The organism is Novosphingobium terrae, assembly GCF_017163935.1.
In the GTDB taxonomy this organism is placed as follows: domain Bacteria; phylum Pseudomonadota; class Alphaproteobacteria; order Sphingomonadales; family Sphingomonadaceae; genus Novosphingobium; species Novosphingobium terrae.
In genome coordinates this window covers 2,314,669-2,329,294 of the sequence record NZ_JABVZR010000001.1, presented here as the reverse complement: position 1 = coordinate 2,329,294, position 14,626 = coordinate 2,314,669, and the positions used below count along the sequence as shown (strand labels likewise).

Annotated in this window: 13 protein-coding genes and 1 tRNA gene; 10 read left to right on the top strand and 4 right to left on the bottom strand. The window is 64.2% G+C overall.

Translation table 11 applies throughout. The features are described 5' to 3' along the window. The first annotated feature begins 145 nt into the window (after window positions 1–145). The 7 genes from tkt (at window position 146) to HGK27_RS10510 (ending at window position 9,780) form a co-directional block, all read left to right on the top strand. Window positions 146–2,146 (top strand): transketolase, encoded by a 2,001-nt coding sequence (tkt, locus tag HGK27_RS10540; RefSeq protein ID WP_206240489.1) that lies wholly within the window; start codon window positions 146–148, stop codon window positions 2,144–2,146. 41 nt (window positions 2,147–2,187) lie between these two features. Next, complete coding sequence (gene gap / locus HGK27_RS10535) at window positions 2,188–3,195, top strand: type I glyceraldehyde-3-phosphate dehydrogenase (protein ID WP_206240488.1); 1,008 nt, start codon at window positions 2,188–2,190, stop codon at window positions 3,193–3,195. 116 nt (window positions 3,196–3,311) lie between these two features. Then, window positions 3,312–4,511 (top strand): phosphoglycerate kinase, encoded by a 1,200-nt coding sequence (locus HGK27_RS10530; RefSeq protein WP_206240487.1) that lies wholly within the window; start codon window positions 3,312–3,314, stop codon window positions 4,509–4,511. Between the two features lie 116 nt (window positions 4,512–4,627). Further along, a complete protein-coding gene (locus HGK27_RS10525; protein ID WP_206240486.1) occupies window positions 4,628–5,653 on the top strand; it encodes an acyltransferase family protein in 1,026 nt (341 codons plus the stop codon). A gap of 114 nt (window positions 5,654–5,767) precedes the next feature. Further along, window positions 5,768–6,679, top strand: a complete 912-nt coding sequence (locus HGK27_RS10520; RefSeq protein ID WP_206240485.1) for a class I fructose-bisphosphate aldolase — start codon at window positions 5,768–5,770, stop codon at window positions 6,677–6,679. A 299-nt stretch (window positions 6,680–6,978) separates the two neighbouring features. After that, entirely contained in the window at window positions 6,979–7,710 is a 732-nt protein-coding gene (gene thiE, locus HGK27_RS10515; RefSeq protein WP_206240484.1) for a thiamine phosphate synthase, read from the top strand. Window positions 7,711–7,800: 90 nt separating this feature from the next. Further along, on the top strand, window positions 7,801–9,780 hold the full coding sequence (locus HGK27_RS10510) for an OPT family oligopeptide transporter (RefSeq protein ID WP_206240483.1): 1,980 nt from the start codon (window positions 7,801–7,803) through the stop codon (window positions 9,778–9,780). Window positions 9,781–9,879: 99 nt separating this feature from the next. Here the strand turns inward: HGK27_RS10510 and HGK27_RS10505 are convergent, their stop codons facing one another. Further along, window positions 9,880–10,221 (bottom strand): hypothetical protein, encoded by a 342-nt coding sequence (locus tag HGK27_RS10505; RefSeq protein WP_206240482.1) that lies wholly within the window; start codon window positions 10,219–10,221, stop codon window positions 9,880–9,882. Window positions 10,222–10,344: 123 nt separating this feature from the next. On the opposite strand from HGK27_RS10505, the gene efp reads away from it, so the two are divergent. The 3 genes from efp (at window position 10,345) to HGK27_RS10490 (ending at window position 11,999) form a co-directional block, all read left to right on the top strand. Further along, window positions 10,345–10,908, top strand: coding sequence for an elongation factor P (gene efp, locus HGK27_RS10500; RefSeq protein ID WP_206240481.1), 564 nt, complete (start codon window positions 10,345–10,347; stop codon window positions 10,906–10,908). A 62-nt stretch (window positions 10,909–10,970) separates the two neighbouring features. Beyond that, on the top strand, window positions 10,971–11,792 hold the full coding sequence (locus HGK27_RS10495; protein ID WP_206240480.1) for an inositol monophosphatase family protein: 822 nt from the start codon (window positions 10,971–10,973) through the stop codon (window positions 11,790–11,792). A 123-nt stretch (window positions 11,793–11,915) separates the two neighbouring features. Continuing rightward, a tRNA-Leu gene (locus tag HGK27_RS10490) sits at window positions 11,916–11,999 on the top strand. Between the two features lie 180 nt (window positions 12,000–12,179). Here HGK27_RS10490 and HGK27_RS10485 read toward each other — a convergent pair. From HGK27_RS10485 to HGK27_RS10475, 3 genes are read right to left on the bottom strand one after another with little or no spacing between them, the layout of a single operon-like run. After that, entirely contained in the window at window positions 12,180–12,797 is a 618-nt protein-coding gene (locus HGK27_RS10485) for a hypothetical protein (protein ID WP_206240479.1), read from the bottom strand. Beyond that, window positions 12,794–13,984 carry a ThiF family adenylyltransferase gene (locus HGK27_RS10480; protein WP_206240478.1) on the bottom strand — a complete coding sequence of 397 codons (1,191 nt, stop codon included), beginning with the start codon at window positions 13,982–13,984 and terminating at the stop codon, window positions 12,794–12,796. Before HGK27_RS10480 ends, HGK27_RS10485 begins: the two co-directional genes overlap by 4 nt. Then, window positions 13,959–14,621, bottom strand: coding sequence for a multiubiquitin domain-containing protein (locus HGK27_RS10475; protein ID WP_206240477.1), 663 nt, complete (start codon window positions 14,619–14,621; stop codon window positions 13,959–13,961). The genes HGK27_RS10480 and HGK27_RS10475 overlap by 26 nt, the downstream gene beginning before the upstream one ends. Window positions 14,622–14,626: the final 5 nt, after the last annotated feature.

Here is a 14,626-nt window from a genome sequence, read left to right as displayed (position 1 = left end):
GCGGCGGTGAGCAGTGCATCGCCTCACATTCGTATTCATGGCTGCATACTTATTATTCCCCTTGTGCGTGCCGGACGGTTGACGGGGCAGGGTGCATCCGCAAAGAGGTCCGCGCGATTCGCGTATCATCTGGAGCCAGCAAAGCATGACCATCGCCGCCCCGTTCGACGCCCCTCAGCTCGACAACGCAAGGTTGCAGGCGATGGCCAATGCCATCCGCGTTCTCTCCATGGATGCCGTTCAGGCCGCCAACAGCGGCCACCCCGGCATGCCGATGGGCATGGCCGATGTGGCGACGGTGCTGTTCTCGCGCTTTCTGAAGTTCGATCCGGCTGCCCCGCGCTGGGCCGACCGTGACCGCTTCATCCTGTCGGCGGGCCATGGCTCGATGCTGATCTACTCGCTGCTGCATCTCACCGGCTACGAACAGCCGACGATGGATGACATCAGCAAGTTCCGCCAGCTGCACAGCGTCTGCGCCGGCCACCCCGAAAACTTCGAGCTGCCCGGCGTGGAATGCACCACCGGCCCGCTGGGTCAGGGGCTGGCCATGGCGGTCGGTTTCGCCACGGCTGAACGCCACCTCAACGCCACCTTCGGCGACGATCTGGTCGATCACAACACCTTCGTGATCGCGGGCGACGGCTGCCTGATGGAAGGCATCAACCATGAGGCGATCGGACTGGCCGGTCACCTCAAGCTGGGCCGCCTCAACGTGCTGTGGGACGACAACCGCATCACCATCGATGGCGACACGAGCGTTTCCACCAGCGAAGACATTCCGGCCCGCTATCGCGCCACCGGCTGGCACGTTGTCGAGTGCGACGGCCATGATTTCGACGATATCGCCCGCGCCATCAGCGAAGCCATCGCCGATCCGCGTCCCTCGCTGATCGCCTGCCGCACCATCATCGGCAAGGGCGCCCCCAACAAGCAGGGTGGCCATAACGTCCATGGTTCGCCGCTGGGTGACGCCGAAATCGCCGCCGCCCGCGAGGTGCTGGGCTGGACCCTGCCGCCCTTCCAGCTGCCTGCCGAAATCCTCGCCGACTGGCGCTCGCTCGCTGGCAAGGGCGCTGCTGCCCATGCCGCATGGAGCGCCCGTCTGGCCGCCGATGCCCAGGGTCAGGAATTCAGCCGCCGCATGGCTGGCGAACTGCCCGATCTGGCAGAGGCCGAGGCCACCTTCGCAGGCTGGCTGGAAGGCAACCAGAAGGTCGCCACCCGCAAGGCCAGCGAGCTGGCGCTTGAAGTGCTGGCCCCGCTGGTGCCCGAACTGGTGGGTGGCTCGGCTGACCTCACCGGCTCGAACCTCACCAAGGTGAAGGCCACCACGCCGCTGACCGCCGATGATTACAGCGGCCGTTATGTCTATTACGGCATTCGCGAATTCGGCATGGCGGCGGCCATGAACGGCATGGCGCTGCATGGCGGCATCATCCCTTACGGCGGCACGTTCCTGGTGTTCTCCGATTATATGCGCAATGCCATTCGTATGTCTGCTTTGCAGCGCGCCCGAGTGGTGTACGTGCTGACGCATGACTCGATTGGTCAGGGCGAGGATGGTCCCACGCACCAGCCTATCGAGCATGTGATGAGCATGCGCATGATCCCGAACCTTGAGCTGTTTCGCCCCGCAGACGTCATCGAGACGGCTGAGTGCTGGCAGCTGGCGCTGGAAAACGATGACGGCCCGACCGTGCTGGCGCTGACGCGTCAGAACGTGAGCCAGGTCCGCAAGTCGGGTGAGAACCTCTCGGCACTGGGCGCCTATCGCCTTGCCGAGGCGACTGCTGACCGCAAGGTTGTGCTGATCGCCACCGGTTCGGAAGTGGAAATCGCCGTCGCCGTGCGTGCCGCTCTTGAAGAGCAGGGCATCGGTGCCGATGTTGTCTCCATGCCTTCGATGAGCCGCTTCCGCGATCAGGATGCTGCCTATCAGGCGGATCTGCTGCCCGCCGGTGTGCTCAAGGTCTCGATCGAGGCTGGCACCACCTTCGGTTGGGAAAGCATCACCGGCGCTGACGGCCTGCGCTTCGGCATCGACACCTTCGGCGCCAGCGCTCCGGCGGCTGCGCTTTACGATTACTTCGGTCTGACGGCGCCCAAGATCGCGCCGCAGATCGTCGCGGCGCTTGGCGCCTAAGCACTTAGAACACCTAAATTCACCCAATTGAGGAGCAAGACATGGCTGTGAAGGTAGCGATCAATGGTTTCGGTCGCATTGGCCGTAACGTCGCGCGCGCCATTCTGGAGCGCCCGGACTGCGGTCTGGAACTGGTCTCGATCAACGATCTGGCCGATGCCAAGGCCAACGCCCTGCTCTTCAAGCGCGACAGCGTGCATGGCACCTTCCCCGGCACCGTCGAGGTGGACGGCACCGATCTGGTCATCAACGGCAAGCGCATCCATGTGACGGCCGAGAAGGACCCCGCCAACCTGCCGCATGCCGCTCAGGGCATCGACATCGCTCTGGAATGCACCGGCTTCTTCGTGGACCGCGCCAGCGCCGGCAAGCATCTGGATGCGGGTGCCAAGCGCGTGCTGATCTCGGCCCCCGGCAAGAACGTTGACCTCACCGTCGTGTTCGGCGTGAATGATGACAAGCTGACCTCGGAGCATCTGATCGTTTCGAACGCCAGCTGCACCACCAACTGCCTGGCCCCCTTCGCCAAGGTGCTGCACGAAGCCATCGGCATCGAGCGTGGCCTGATGACCACGATCCACAGCTACACCAACGATCAGAAGATCCTCGACCAGATCCACAAGGACCCGCGCCGCGCCCGCGCCGCTGCCCTGAACATGATCCCCACCAGCACCGGCGCCGCCGTGGCCGTGGGCGAGGTTCTGCCCGAGCTGAAGGGCAAGCTGGACGGTTCGTCGATCCGCGTGCCGACCCCCAACGTCTCGGTCGTCGATCTGGTCTTCACCCCCAAGCGCGATACCACGCTTGAGGAAGTGAACGGCCTGCTCAAGGCTGCTGCCGAGGGTCCGCTCAAGGGCGTGCTGGGCTACACCGAGGAGCCGCTGGTCTCGGGCGACTTCAACCATGACTCGCACTCGTCCACCATCGACAGCCTGGAAACGGCTGTGCTGGAAGGCAAGATGGTGCGCGTGCTGAGCTGGTACGACAATGAGTGGGGCTTCTCCAACCGCATGGTCGATACGGCCGGCGCGATGGGCAAGCTGCTCTGATCCAAAAGCGGGGCGGGGCGAAAGTCCCGCCCTTTCTCTTTATGGCCCGCGCTTCTAGGCTGCGGGTGATGTTCTGATGCCTTCCGCGCTGCCGCGCCGAGGGGCTGGGGGAAACCATGGCCAATTTCCGCAAGCTTGACGATCTGGGTGATGTGAAGGGCAAGGTCGTGCTGCTGCGCGTCGACCTCAACCTGCCGATGCAGGATGGCGCCGTCACCGACGACACCCGCGTGCGCGCCGCCGCGCCGACGATCAAGGAACTCTCGCTCAAGGGCGCCAAGGTGCTGCTGCTGGCGCATTTCGGCCGTCCCAAGGGGCAGCGCACCTCGGACCAGTCGCTGAGCCTCGTGCTGGGCGCGGTGGAGAAGGTGCTGGAGCGCGAAGTGATGTTCGTGCCCGAGATCGCCGGGGATATCGTCAAGCAGGCCATCGGCATTCTGGGCGAGGGCGATGTGGCCCTGCTGGAGAACACCCGCTTCTGGCCCGGCGAGGAAAAGAACGATCCCGAGCTGGTGAAGGCCATCGCCGCCAATGGCGACATCTATGTCAACGATGCCTTCTCCGCCGCGCACCGCGCTCATGCCTCCACCGAGGGTCTGGCTCATGTGCTGCCCGCCTATGCCGGTCGCAGCATGCAAGCCGAACTGGAGGCGCTGGAAAAGGCGCTGGGCAATCCGGTGAAGCCGGTTGCCGCTGTGGTTGGTGGTGCCAAGGTGTCGTCCAAGCTGGACGTGTTGAAGCATCTGGTGACGCAGGTCGATCATCTGGTGATCGGCGGCGGCATGGCCAACACCTTCCTGGCCGCGCGCGGCGTGGATGTGGGCAAGAGCCTGTGCGAACATGACCTGACCGGCACCGCCGAAGAGATCATGGACGCCGCCGACGCCTCGGGCTGCACCATCCATCTGCCTTACGAGGTGGTGGTGTCGAAGGAATTCGCCGCCAATCCGCCATCGCTGCGCACCACCAATGTGCATGAGGTCGCTGCCGACGAGATGATCCTCGACGTTGGCCCGACGGCGGTGGAAGCGGTGGGCGATGCGCTCAAGACCTGCAAGACGCTGGTGTGGAATGGGCCGATGGGCGCGTTTGAAACCGTGCCTTTCGATGCCGCGACCGTGGCGCTGGCCAAGATTGCCGCCGCGCTGACCAAGGAAGGTTCGCTGGTTTCGGTTGCCGGTGGTGGCGACACTGTGGCGGCGCTGCATCACGCGGGCGTGGCCAATGACTTCAGCTACATTTCGACGGCAGGCGGCGCCTTCCTCGAATGGATGGAAGGGCGCGAGCTGCCCGGCGTGAAGGCGCTGGAAATCTGAACATTTCACCACCTTCCTTAACCACTGAAACACAGGGCCCGTCGCCGGATGGCGGCGGGCCCCAGCGTGCCGAGCCTTCACGTGCTGCCCGCCACCGCTTCGTCACGCTCGATGCGATGCGCGGGCTTGCCGCTCTGGCGGTGGCGATCTTCCATCTGAGCAATCCGCTGGTGCCCGGCGGTTATCTGGCGGTGGATTTCTTCTTCGCCCTGTCCGGCTTTGTGCTGGATCGCACCTATCGCCCGCGTTTCGCCGTGGGGCTGGGCACCGGCGAGTTCCTGGCGTGGCGCTTTGTGCGCCTCTGGCCGCTGCATCTGTGCGGGTTGTTGCTGTGCTTTGGCTGGCTGGCGATGCTGGTGGCGCGCGATGCCACCGACATTGGTTGGGGCACGCTTCTGAGCGGGCTGGCCGCCAATCTGCTCTTCCTGCCCAGCGTGATCGGACGCGACATTTCGCCGATCAACCCTCCGGCCTGGTCGCTGCTGATGGAGTTTGGCGCCAACGCCCTGATGGCGCTTTTTGCGATCCGTCGCCCGACCCGCGCGCTGATGGCTATGCTATGTGTGTTTGCTGCGGTGCTGGTGGTCGATCTGACGGTCACGCAGGCTCTCACGCCTTTTGCGGAGAACGCTTCAATCGTGAAGCAGGGCTATCGCTGGCACGATGTGCATCTGGGCGTGGTGCGTACCATCTTTTCCTTCCTTGCAGGCATGGTTCTCTCGCGGCTGCTGGAAGGGCGCGTGCCCAATGTCAGCCGCTGGTCGCTGGCGGTGCTGGTGCTCGGGCTTGTGCCCTTGCTGCTGCCTTTCTCGGGCTGGAGCCGGTTTATGCTCGATCTGGGCTTTATCCTGCTGCTCTCGCCCGCGCTGGTGCTGGCCGGGGCCCGGCTGGAGATGCCCCGCACCTTCCTGCGCTGGGGCGAAAGGCTGGGGGACATTTCCTATCCGCTCTACGCCGTGCATTTCTTCTGGACCTATGTGGTGGGCAATTACGGCTATGATCATGACTGGCCGCTGGGCCTCACCCTGTCGGTCTTCCTGCTCACAGCGATCGGCAGCGCCGCCTTTCTGGCCCGCTTTGTCGATGCACCCTTGCGGCGCTGGCTGGGACGCCATCTTGGTGTCTTTTTGGCGCAAAAATAGTTTGGCATGCTGCGCTCTCGCAGTTGCGAAAAAACAGGTTTGTGGCTACCGAACGGGAACTGCATACCTATGCGATGCATAAATTGACCGAATTTTACCCCGATAGGAGCCTGTATGACGACGAAGGCCGTGGCAAAGATCCTCGCCAATTATGAGTCCGACAATCCCGGCGTGAAGGCCAATCTCTATCGCATCCTGTCGCAGGGTCGCCTTGGCGGCACCGGCAAGCTGGTCATCCTGCCGGTCGATCAGGGCTTCGAACATGGCCCGGCCCGCTCCTTCGCGGTGAACCCCGATGCCTATGATCCCCACTATCACTATCAGCTGGCGATCGACGCGGGCCTCTCGGCCTATGCCGCTCCCCTCGGCATGCTGGAAGCCGGTGCCGACAAGTTCGCCGGCCAGATCCCGACCATCCTGAAGGTCAACTCCTCCAACAGCTGGGGCACCAGCGCCAATCAGGCCGTCACCGGCAGCGTGGCCGATGCCCTGCGCCTTGGCTGCTCGGCCATCGGCTTCACCATCTATCCCGGTTCGGACGATGTCTTCGAGATGATCGAGGAAATCCGCGAGCTGCGCGAAGAAGCCGCCAGCGTCGGCATCGCCACCGTGATCTGGTCCTACCCGCGTGGCGGCAAGCTGCCCAAGAGCGGCGAGCTGGCCCTCGATGTCGGTGCCTATGCCGCCCACATCGCCACGCTGATCGGCGCGCACATCATCAAGGTGAAGCTGCCCAGCGCTCACATCGAGCAGGAAGAGGCCAAGGCTGCTTACGCCGGTCAGGACTGGTCGAACCAGGCCGATCGCGTCAAGCATGTCGTGCAGTCCTGCTTTGCCGGTCGTCGCCTCGTGGTCTTCTCGGGCGGCGCCACCAAGGGCGAGGATGCCGTCTATCAGGACGCGCGCGACATTCTGGCCGGTGGCGGCAATGGCTCGATCATCGGCCGCAACACCTTCCAGCGCCCGCGTGCCGAGGCGCTTGCCATGCTCGACAAGATCGTGAAAATCTATAAGGGCAAGGAATAATCGCCCAGGGCGCCGGTGGGACTCGGCTTTCGAGCCCCACCAGCAGCATTTCGGCGAGCAGCGGCGTCGGCCCGTTTTCCCATCCTTTTCCCTGCGTGCGGGGGAAGGGATGGGAGAGAGGGCCGACGCCGTTCGCGTTTTGGGGCAAGGGATTAAAGTAAGAAATGCGAGGGTGTTACACCCTCGCGCTCCCATGATGTCTTCCGGCGATAGGGCAGCGGCACCCTATCGTGGCGCGCAAACGCTCCACCTGTGCAATGCACGTTGCGCGCGAAGGCTGGCGGGTTTAGAGCGCGCCCATGGCTGACGAAACCTTTGAAGACGACTTCGAGAACCCTTTCGACTCGGGCATCCTGCCCGACGAAACCTCCTTCGGCGACGAGATCGATCCGGAGCTGCGCCCGCGCACCAAGATCTATCTGATCTCGCCCCTTGATGTGACGGGTGATTTCCCCGAACGCCTGCGCCGCGTGATCGAGGCGGGCGTGAAGAACAAGCATGGCGTCGCCGCCTTCCAGTTCCGCGTCAAGGGACTGGACGAGCATGCCGCCGCCGCTCTGGCCGCGCCCCTGCAGGCGATCTGCGCCGAGCGTGAAGTGGCCTTCATCGTCAACGATTCGATCAGCCTCGCCAAGCGTCTGGGTGCCGACGGCGTCCATCTCGGCCAGGACGATGGCGATCCGCGCGAAGCCCGCGACCGCCTCGGCCCCGATGCCCAGATCGGCGTTTCCTGCAACAACAGCCGCCATCTGGCGATGAATGCGGGCGAGGCCGGTGCCGATTACGTCGCTTTCGGTGCCTTCTTCCCGACCAAGACCAAGGTCACCGAACATGTCGCCCAGCTCTCCACGCTGGCCTGCTGGCAGACGGTGTTCGAAATCCCCTGCGTCGCCATCGGCGGCATCACGCCCGAGAATTGCGGCCCGCTGGTGCGTGCCGGCGCCGATTTCCTCGCCGTCTCCAGCGCCATCTGGGACGGGGATGAGGTGGCCAATGTGCAGGCCCTGATCGCGGCGATCCACGCCGCCTGAGCACCAATCCCGCGTGCGCTTGCTGACACTCATGTCAACAAGCGCACGTATGGGGCTTTTCAGCCCAGTTGCGCCGTGGCATCAGGCGCCATGACCACACAGACCAACACCATAGAAAATGTTGGCGCGGCCCCGGCGCGCGAACTGACCTTGCGCGGCGTCATCCTCGGCGCGCTGCTGACGGTGATCTTTACCGCGGCCAATGTCTATCTCGGCCTGAAAATCGGCCTGACCTTCGCCACATCGATCCCCGCAGCGGTGATTTCCATGGCCGTGCTGCGCACCATGCGCGGCTCGACCATTCAGGAAAACAACATCGTCCAGACCATCGCCAGCGCGGCGGGCACGCTCAGCGCGATCATCTTCGTGCTGCCCGGCCTGCTGATGATCGGCTGGTGGGTGGACTTTCCCTACTGGCAATCGGTGGCGGTGATCGGCGTCGGCGGCATTCTGGGCGTGATGTACTCCGTCCCGCTGCGCCGCGCGCTGGTGACCGGCACGGACCTGCCTTATCCCGAGGGCGTTGCCGCTGCCGAAGTGCTGAAAGTCGGCGCTGGCAGCTCGGCCACGGGCGAGGGCGATGAGGAAAACCGCAAGGGCCTCTCCGCCATCGTGAGTGGTACGGCACTTTCCGCGCTCTACACGCTGCTGGCCAAGATGGGGCTGGTGGCCGAGGAAGCCGCCAAATCCTTCCGCGTCGGCTCCAGCCTCAGCCAGGTTTCGACCAGCTTTTCCATGGCGCTGATCGGCGTGGGCCATCTGGTGGGACTTGGCGTCGGCATCGCCATGCTGGTGGGCATGCTGCTGAGTTGGGGCGTGCTGGTGCCGCTCTACACCCATGGTTTTATCGGCGATGATATGGGCGCGGTGATCGGTACCACCTTCAAGATGAAGGTGCGGATCATCGGCGCGGGCACCATCGGCATCGCAGCGGTCTACACGTTGCTGCGCGTGATCGGCCCCATCGTGAAGGGCATTTCGGGCGCCATTGCTGCCCAGCGCGCGCGTCAGGCCGGGCAGGGGGCTTCCTTGCCGCTGACCGAGCGTGATCTGCCCATCGGCATTGTCGGCGCGGTGATTCTGGCAGCGATGCTGCCCATCGGCCTGCTGCTGGCGGATTTTGCGCGCGGTGGGCCCATTGAGGCGCATTTCTGGCCGGTGCTGCTGGCCACCATTGCCTATGTGCTGGTGATCGGCATCGTGATCGCCTCGGTCTGCGGCTATATGGCGGGGCTGATCGGCGCGTCGAACTCGCCGGTGTCGGGCACGGGGATCATCTCGGCGCTGGGCATTGCGCTGCTGCTGGCGGCCTTCTTCGGGCGGGATATCGATCCGGCGGCGACCAAGGCTCTGGTGGCCTTCTCGCTGTTTGTGACCGCGATTATCTTCGGTGTGGCGACCATCTCCAACGACAATCTTCAGGATCTGAAGACCGGCGAACTGGTTGGAGCCACTCCTTGGCGTCAGCAGGTTGCGCTGGTGCTGGGCGTGATCTTTGGCGCTTTGGTGATCCCGCCGGTGCTGAGCCTGCTGAACCAGCGCTTCGGCTTTGTCGGCGTGCCGGGGGCGGGGCCGAATGCTCTGGCCGCGCCTCAGGCGGCGCTGATCTCGACGCTGGCGCAGGGTGTGCTGGGCGGTCAGCTTGACTGGAGCCTGATCGGCATTGGTGCCGCCATCGGCGCGGTGGTGATCGTGATCGACGAGGCACTGCGCAAGAGCGGCAAGGGCATGCTGCCGCCGCTGGCGCTGGGCATGGGCATCTATCTGCCGATGGCGCTGACGTTGCTGATCCCGATCGGCGCGCTGATCGGCCATGCCTATGACCGCTGGGCCAAGCGCACCGCCAACCCCGAACTGGCCGAGCGCCTCGGCATGCTGGCTGCGACGGGCCTGATCGTGGGTGAAAGCCTGTTTGGCGTGATCTTCGCATTGCTGGCGGGTGTGACGCAAAAGGCCACGCCGCTGCAGGTGATCGCCGAGAACCCCTTCGCGGAGGGCGCGGGCATCGTGGTGTTCGCCGCAGGGATCGCATGGATCTACCTGCGCGTGAAAAAGCAGGCCTCGCAGTAACAGAGAGGCAGGGCACTCGGATCGGGTGCCACTGCGGTATCGTCGGGAGACGTTCCGGGAGCGCGAGGGTGTAACACCCTCGCATCTTCCCTTCATCCCTTATTGATTGTTCATCACCGCCCGCACGCACCTCATATCGGTGTCCTTGCCGTTCGCATCGGTCTTGCGCAGGAAATTCTCGCTCACGCGGCGGAATTTCTGCCCTTTGCGCGGGCCGCTGGTGAAGCGGATCACATCGCCGGTTAGCAGGTAAATCCCGCGCCCGCCCTTCACGCTGTAGACCGAGGCGTGGAGGATGGTGAAATCCTCATCCTCGTGGCGAATGCCGGTCTTGCCCAGCGCATTGCCGGGCGTTTCGCATTGATAGACGCCCTGCTTCATGACCTGAGCCTGGCCGATCTCGCTGGCCTGTGCGGGCAGGCTCGTCCCGAAGATGGCCATCAGGCACATGAACAGCCCGGATTGCAACGGGCGCCCACTCGCGCTAAGGGCGCGGCTTGCGCTTTTCAGGCGCGGGCCTTTCGGGGCCTGTAATTCGTTCTTTCGCATCAAAGGTTCATCCCCATGAAGATCAGCGGCGTCGATATCCGCCCCGGCAACATTCTGGAATACGAAAAGGGCATCTGGAAAGTCGCCAAGACCCAGCATACCCAGCCCGGCAAGGGCGGCGCCTTCATGCAGGTCGAGATGAAGAACCTGATCGACGGACGCAAGACCAATGTGCGTTTCCGCAGTGCCGATACGGTGGAACGCGTCCGCCTCGACACCAAGGACTTCCAGTTCCTGTATGCCGAGGGCGACGATCTGGTGTTCATGGACGTGGAAACCTACGACCAGATCACCCTGCCGAGCGACCTGCTGGGCGATGCCGCCGCCTTCCTGCAGGACGGCATGACCGCCGTGCTTGAAATGTATGACGAGCGCCCGATCAGCGTTCAGCTGCCCGATCAGGTGGAAGCCACCATCGTGGAAGCCGATGCCGTGGTGAAGGGGCAGACCGCCTCGTCGTCCTACAAGCCCGCGCTGCTGGACAATGGCGTGCGCGTGATGGTGCCGCCCCACATCAGCTCGGGCACGCGCATCGTCGTGAACGTGTATGAGCGCAGCTACGTCGGCAAGGCCGACTGATCTGTTGATCAGGGCGGCGTTTCGCGCGCCGCCCCCTTCTTTCTAATTCGGGAATTTGCCCAGTGAGTGTCGTTTCAGGTCTTATCCGCGTGATGGAGCGCGCCGCGCGCAAGGCAGGCCAGCGCCTGCGTCGCGATTTCGGCGAGGTGGAGCACCTTCAGGTCAGCCGCAAGGGCCCTGCCGATTTCGTCAGCCGCGCCGATCAGGCGAGCGAGCGCACCATCTATGACGAGCTGCGCGCCGCACGCCCCGATTGGGGTTTCGTGCTGGAAGAGGGCGGCGTGATCGAGGGCGATCCCACCAAGCCGCGCTGGATCATCGATCCGCTCGACGGCACCAGCAACTTCCTGCATGGCATCCCGCATTTCGCGATCTCGATCGCGGCGCAGGAGCCCAAGCTGGACGGCAGCGGTTGGGGCGACGTGATCGCCGGCCTGATCTATCAGCCGATCACCGACGAGAGCTTCTGGGCCGAAAAGGCCCGCGGCGCATGGCTGCATGACCGCCGCCTGCGCGTCTCGGGCCGCCGTCACCTCGACGAGAGCCTGATCGCCACCGGCATTCCCTTCGCGGGCCATGGCGACACGCTGGAATGGCAGAAGATCTATGCCGCCCTGGCGCCTCAGGTGGCGGGCATCCGTCGCTTCGGTGCGGCGGCGCTGGATTTGGCCTGGGTGGCTTCGGGCCGTTACGAGGGCTTCTGGGAAAGCAATCTGAAGCCCTGGGACACGGCGGCAGGCTGCCTGCTGGTGCGCGAAGCCGGTGGTTTCGTGTCCGACTGGCGCGGCGTGTCGCAGCCGATCTGCGACGCTCAGCTGCTGGCAGGCAATGATGCGCTGCACTCGCGTCTGCACAAGATCGTGGCGACCGCGCTGAAGGATTGATGTGTTGATTGGTTGGGGATTGATGCTTTCGGGCATTGATCCCCGGCCAAAGGTCCGCTAGGCGGGGCTGCATCGAGCCTGCCAAGCGGGCTGACGCGCAAGACAGTCTGCTCTTGCTGCAGTGCCCCCGTGGCGGAATGGTAGACGCGACCGACTCAAAATCGGTTGTCGAGAGATGTGCCCGTTCGAGTCGGGCCGGGGGCACCATGTCAATGTCGGAATGTCGTTTAAGATGATCCAAGTTTCCGTTTGGATCACTACACATTCCGGCTTTTCCTTCCAAAATATGGCTGATTTCTGCGAGATTTCGCGAAAGGCCTCGCGCTTCTGAAAAATGAAAAGCCGCCGGTTCCCCGACGGCTCATATGCGCAAATCACCCAACAAATTCAGCGAGGCCGGGCCCACGGCACGCGCCATTGTTCCGGATTGGCCATGAAATCGATCATCTGCCGTCCGGTGGCAGGATGGTGGCCGATCCCGGTAATGAGGTAGCGCCGGTCCTGCGTGATCGGATGCTTCACCGCCGATGAGAGCGGCGAGCCAATAAGATCATAGCGCTCGACTGCCGAGGATATGGGCAGGATGACGCTTCCGCCCCGGTCCGAGGTGCGAATGAGTGTGGGACCGACTCGCATCTCCATGTGGGCAGAGCGGCCGTCGATATGGAGGATGATATGGCGTGCCCCGTATGCATCTTGGGCGAGGGGCGTGCGGCCCCATGCCGAAACGCCGGGGTGTCCCTTGTTCTCGAGCCCGTTCAGTAGGGTAGAGACGCCTACTTTTGCCGGCCACTCGTCGGATGGGGTGAGGCGCCACATGGCGATGTCGAGTCGCCTGGCCGCGCAGGCATCGAGAAGAAGGGGGGAGGCCAGACAGACGTTGCGGGCGAGCCACTCCCTGAATAGTTGAAGGCGGTGCTCCGTGTGCTCGACGTCGAGTAGCCGCTTCGCGGCGGCGCGGCGTTCCGATCTCGGCTTGTTGCTGGGCCTGCGCTCTGGGGTCATGTCTCGCGCTCCTTGAAGTCTTCGTTGATTATCGTGGCGCCATCCATCTGGAAGACGGTGTGGTGCTCGCCCTCGAGGTCGAGATAGAAGCCGAAATGCTTCTTGAACCGGATGACCGCGAGGACCGCCGTCAGGGCGTTCATGTCGCTGACCTGAGCACGCGATTCGTAGATACCGGCGCCGCCCGAGGCCAAGGGCGCCCGATGGAACTGCCGCACATGGTCGCGCATCTCTGGCGTGCTGGTCGTGACCCTCACCATTCCGGTCAGGCCGCCATCCGCCGACTCCAGCCCGATGCCTGTGTCGATGAACGGCAGCGCCCTCTTCTCCAGCTCCTTCACCAGCATATGCCGAGCCGCCCCGTCATCGACGGCGAGGAAGACGAAGTCGACATGGTCGAGGTAGCCGGCATTCGCCTTCCCGAGCCTGACCTCGTGCCCGACGATGCCTCGATGCATGCGCGAGTAGAGGCGCGCGAAATGCGCTACCTTGCTGGGCAGTGCCCGAAGCTCCTCGATCGACGGCGCCCCGGGCGCGCGGAAGGCGCAGTGCTGGTCGAAGCGGTCATCGTCGAAGAGGTGGATCCGGCCGACCGGGGTCTTGGCGATCTGGTCAAGGATGTATGAGCCGGTGCCGCCCAGTCCGACGATGCCGATGCTGAGGCCGGCGAGCCGGTCGGAAAACCTGCCGATGCCGTTTCGTGAACTGGCTGTGTCGAGATATTCGAAGCAGGATCTGCCCTCTCCGGTCATTACATGTCCGGTGCGGGCAGTGGCGGTGGGCTCGATCACGGCAGCATGGACCGACACATGCTCGGCCAGGGTCGTCATCTTGTGATGATGGTCGTCGAAGTAGCCACCGGGTGGGAAGCAGCAGATGAAATGATCCACGAGGAGCCCGCCTCCGAGATCCTGCCGCCTGAAATCGTGGAGCATCCCGTCCAGCTGACAGCCGTCGGCGGTGTGAGGAGTGCCGCCCGCGAACCAGCCGTTATGGTCCCTGGGCTGAACGGTGCGGTCGCCGGCCAGTTGCAGCAGGCAGACGAGCGAGCCGCGGCGCAGCCGCCTGTCGGCGGTCACGAAGGGGATATCGCGCAGAACGAGATAGCCCCCCACGATCTCGACGTCGTAACCGTCTTCTACCAGGCGGCTCAGATCGGGATTAGCCCTTATCAGTGCGTGTGACATTGTAGGTCGCTCCGTTGGTCAGACGCATGCGCTGGCGGGGGGCAAGCAGACCTACCGGCCGGTCCATCGGGCCGTGGCGGTAGCTGACGGTGAACATCCTGCCGGTGTCCGGGGTGAGGTCCGGATAGGCCAGCCTGACCAGATCCTCGAAGTCGATATCTGTCGCAGGAAGGTTCTGCTGCCTCCCGTTGATGACCACGGGCACGGTGCCGCCACGGTCCGACCGCGTGACGACACCGGGCACCCAGTTGACCGAGAGGTCCACCAGCGCGCCGGGGCGGAGCCTGTCGCCGCCGACAAGATGGAGCGTGAGATCGTCACCGATGCCGCCGATCTCACGGATGTCATGCTCGTAGATCGCAGCGGAGCCCCATTCCCAGAGCCGGTCGTCGACCCGGAGATAGCGGAGGACACCCTTCCGATGGAGACGGAAGCGGGCCTCGCCCTCGGCACCCACGACCTGGGCGTCGGGCGCGATCATCCGCGCCCAGCCTCCATCGACGCGGATCAGCACGTCGCGGTCTTCCGGATTGGCATCAACCGCAGCCAGCACGACCCGGCCGGTCAGCCCTTCCGCCGGCAGTTGGAGTGCGCGCCCGTCGACGACGACGCGCTGGATTTCCTCTTCATCGTTCATCTGGA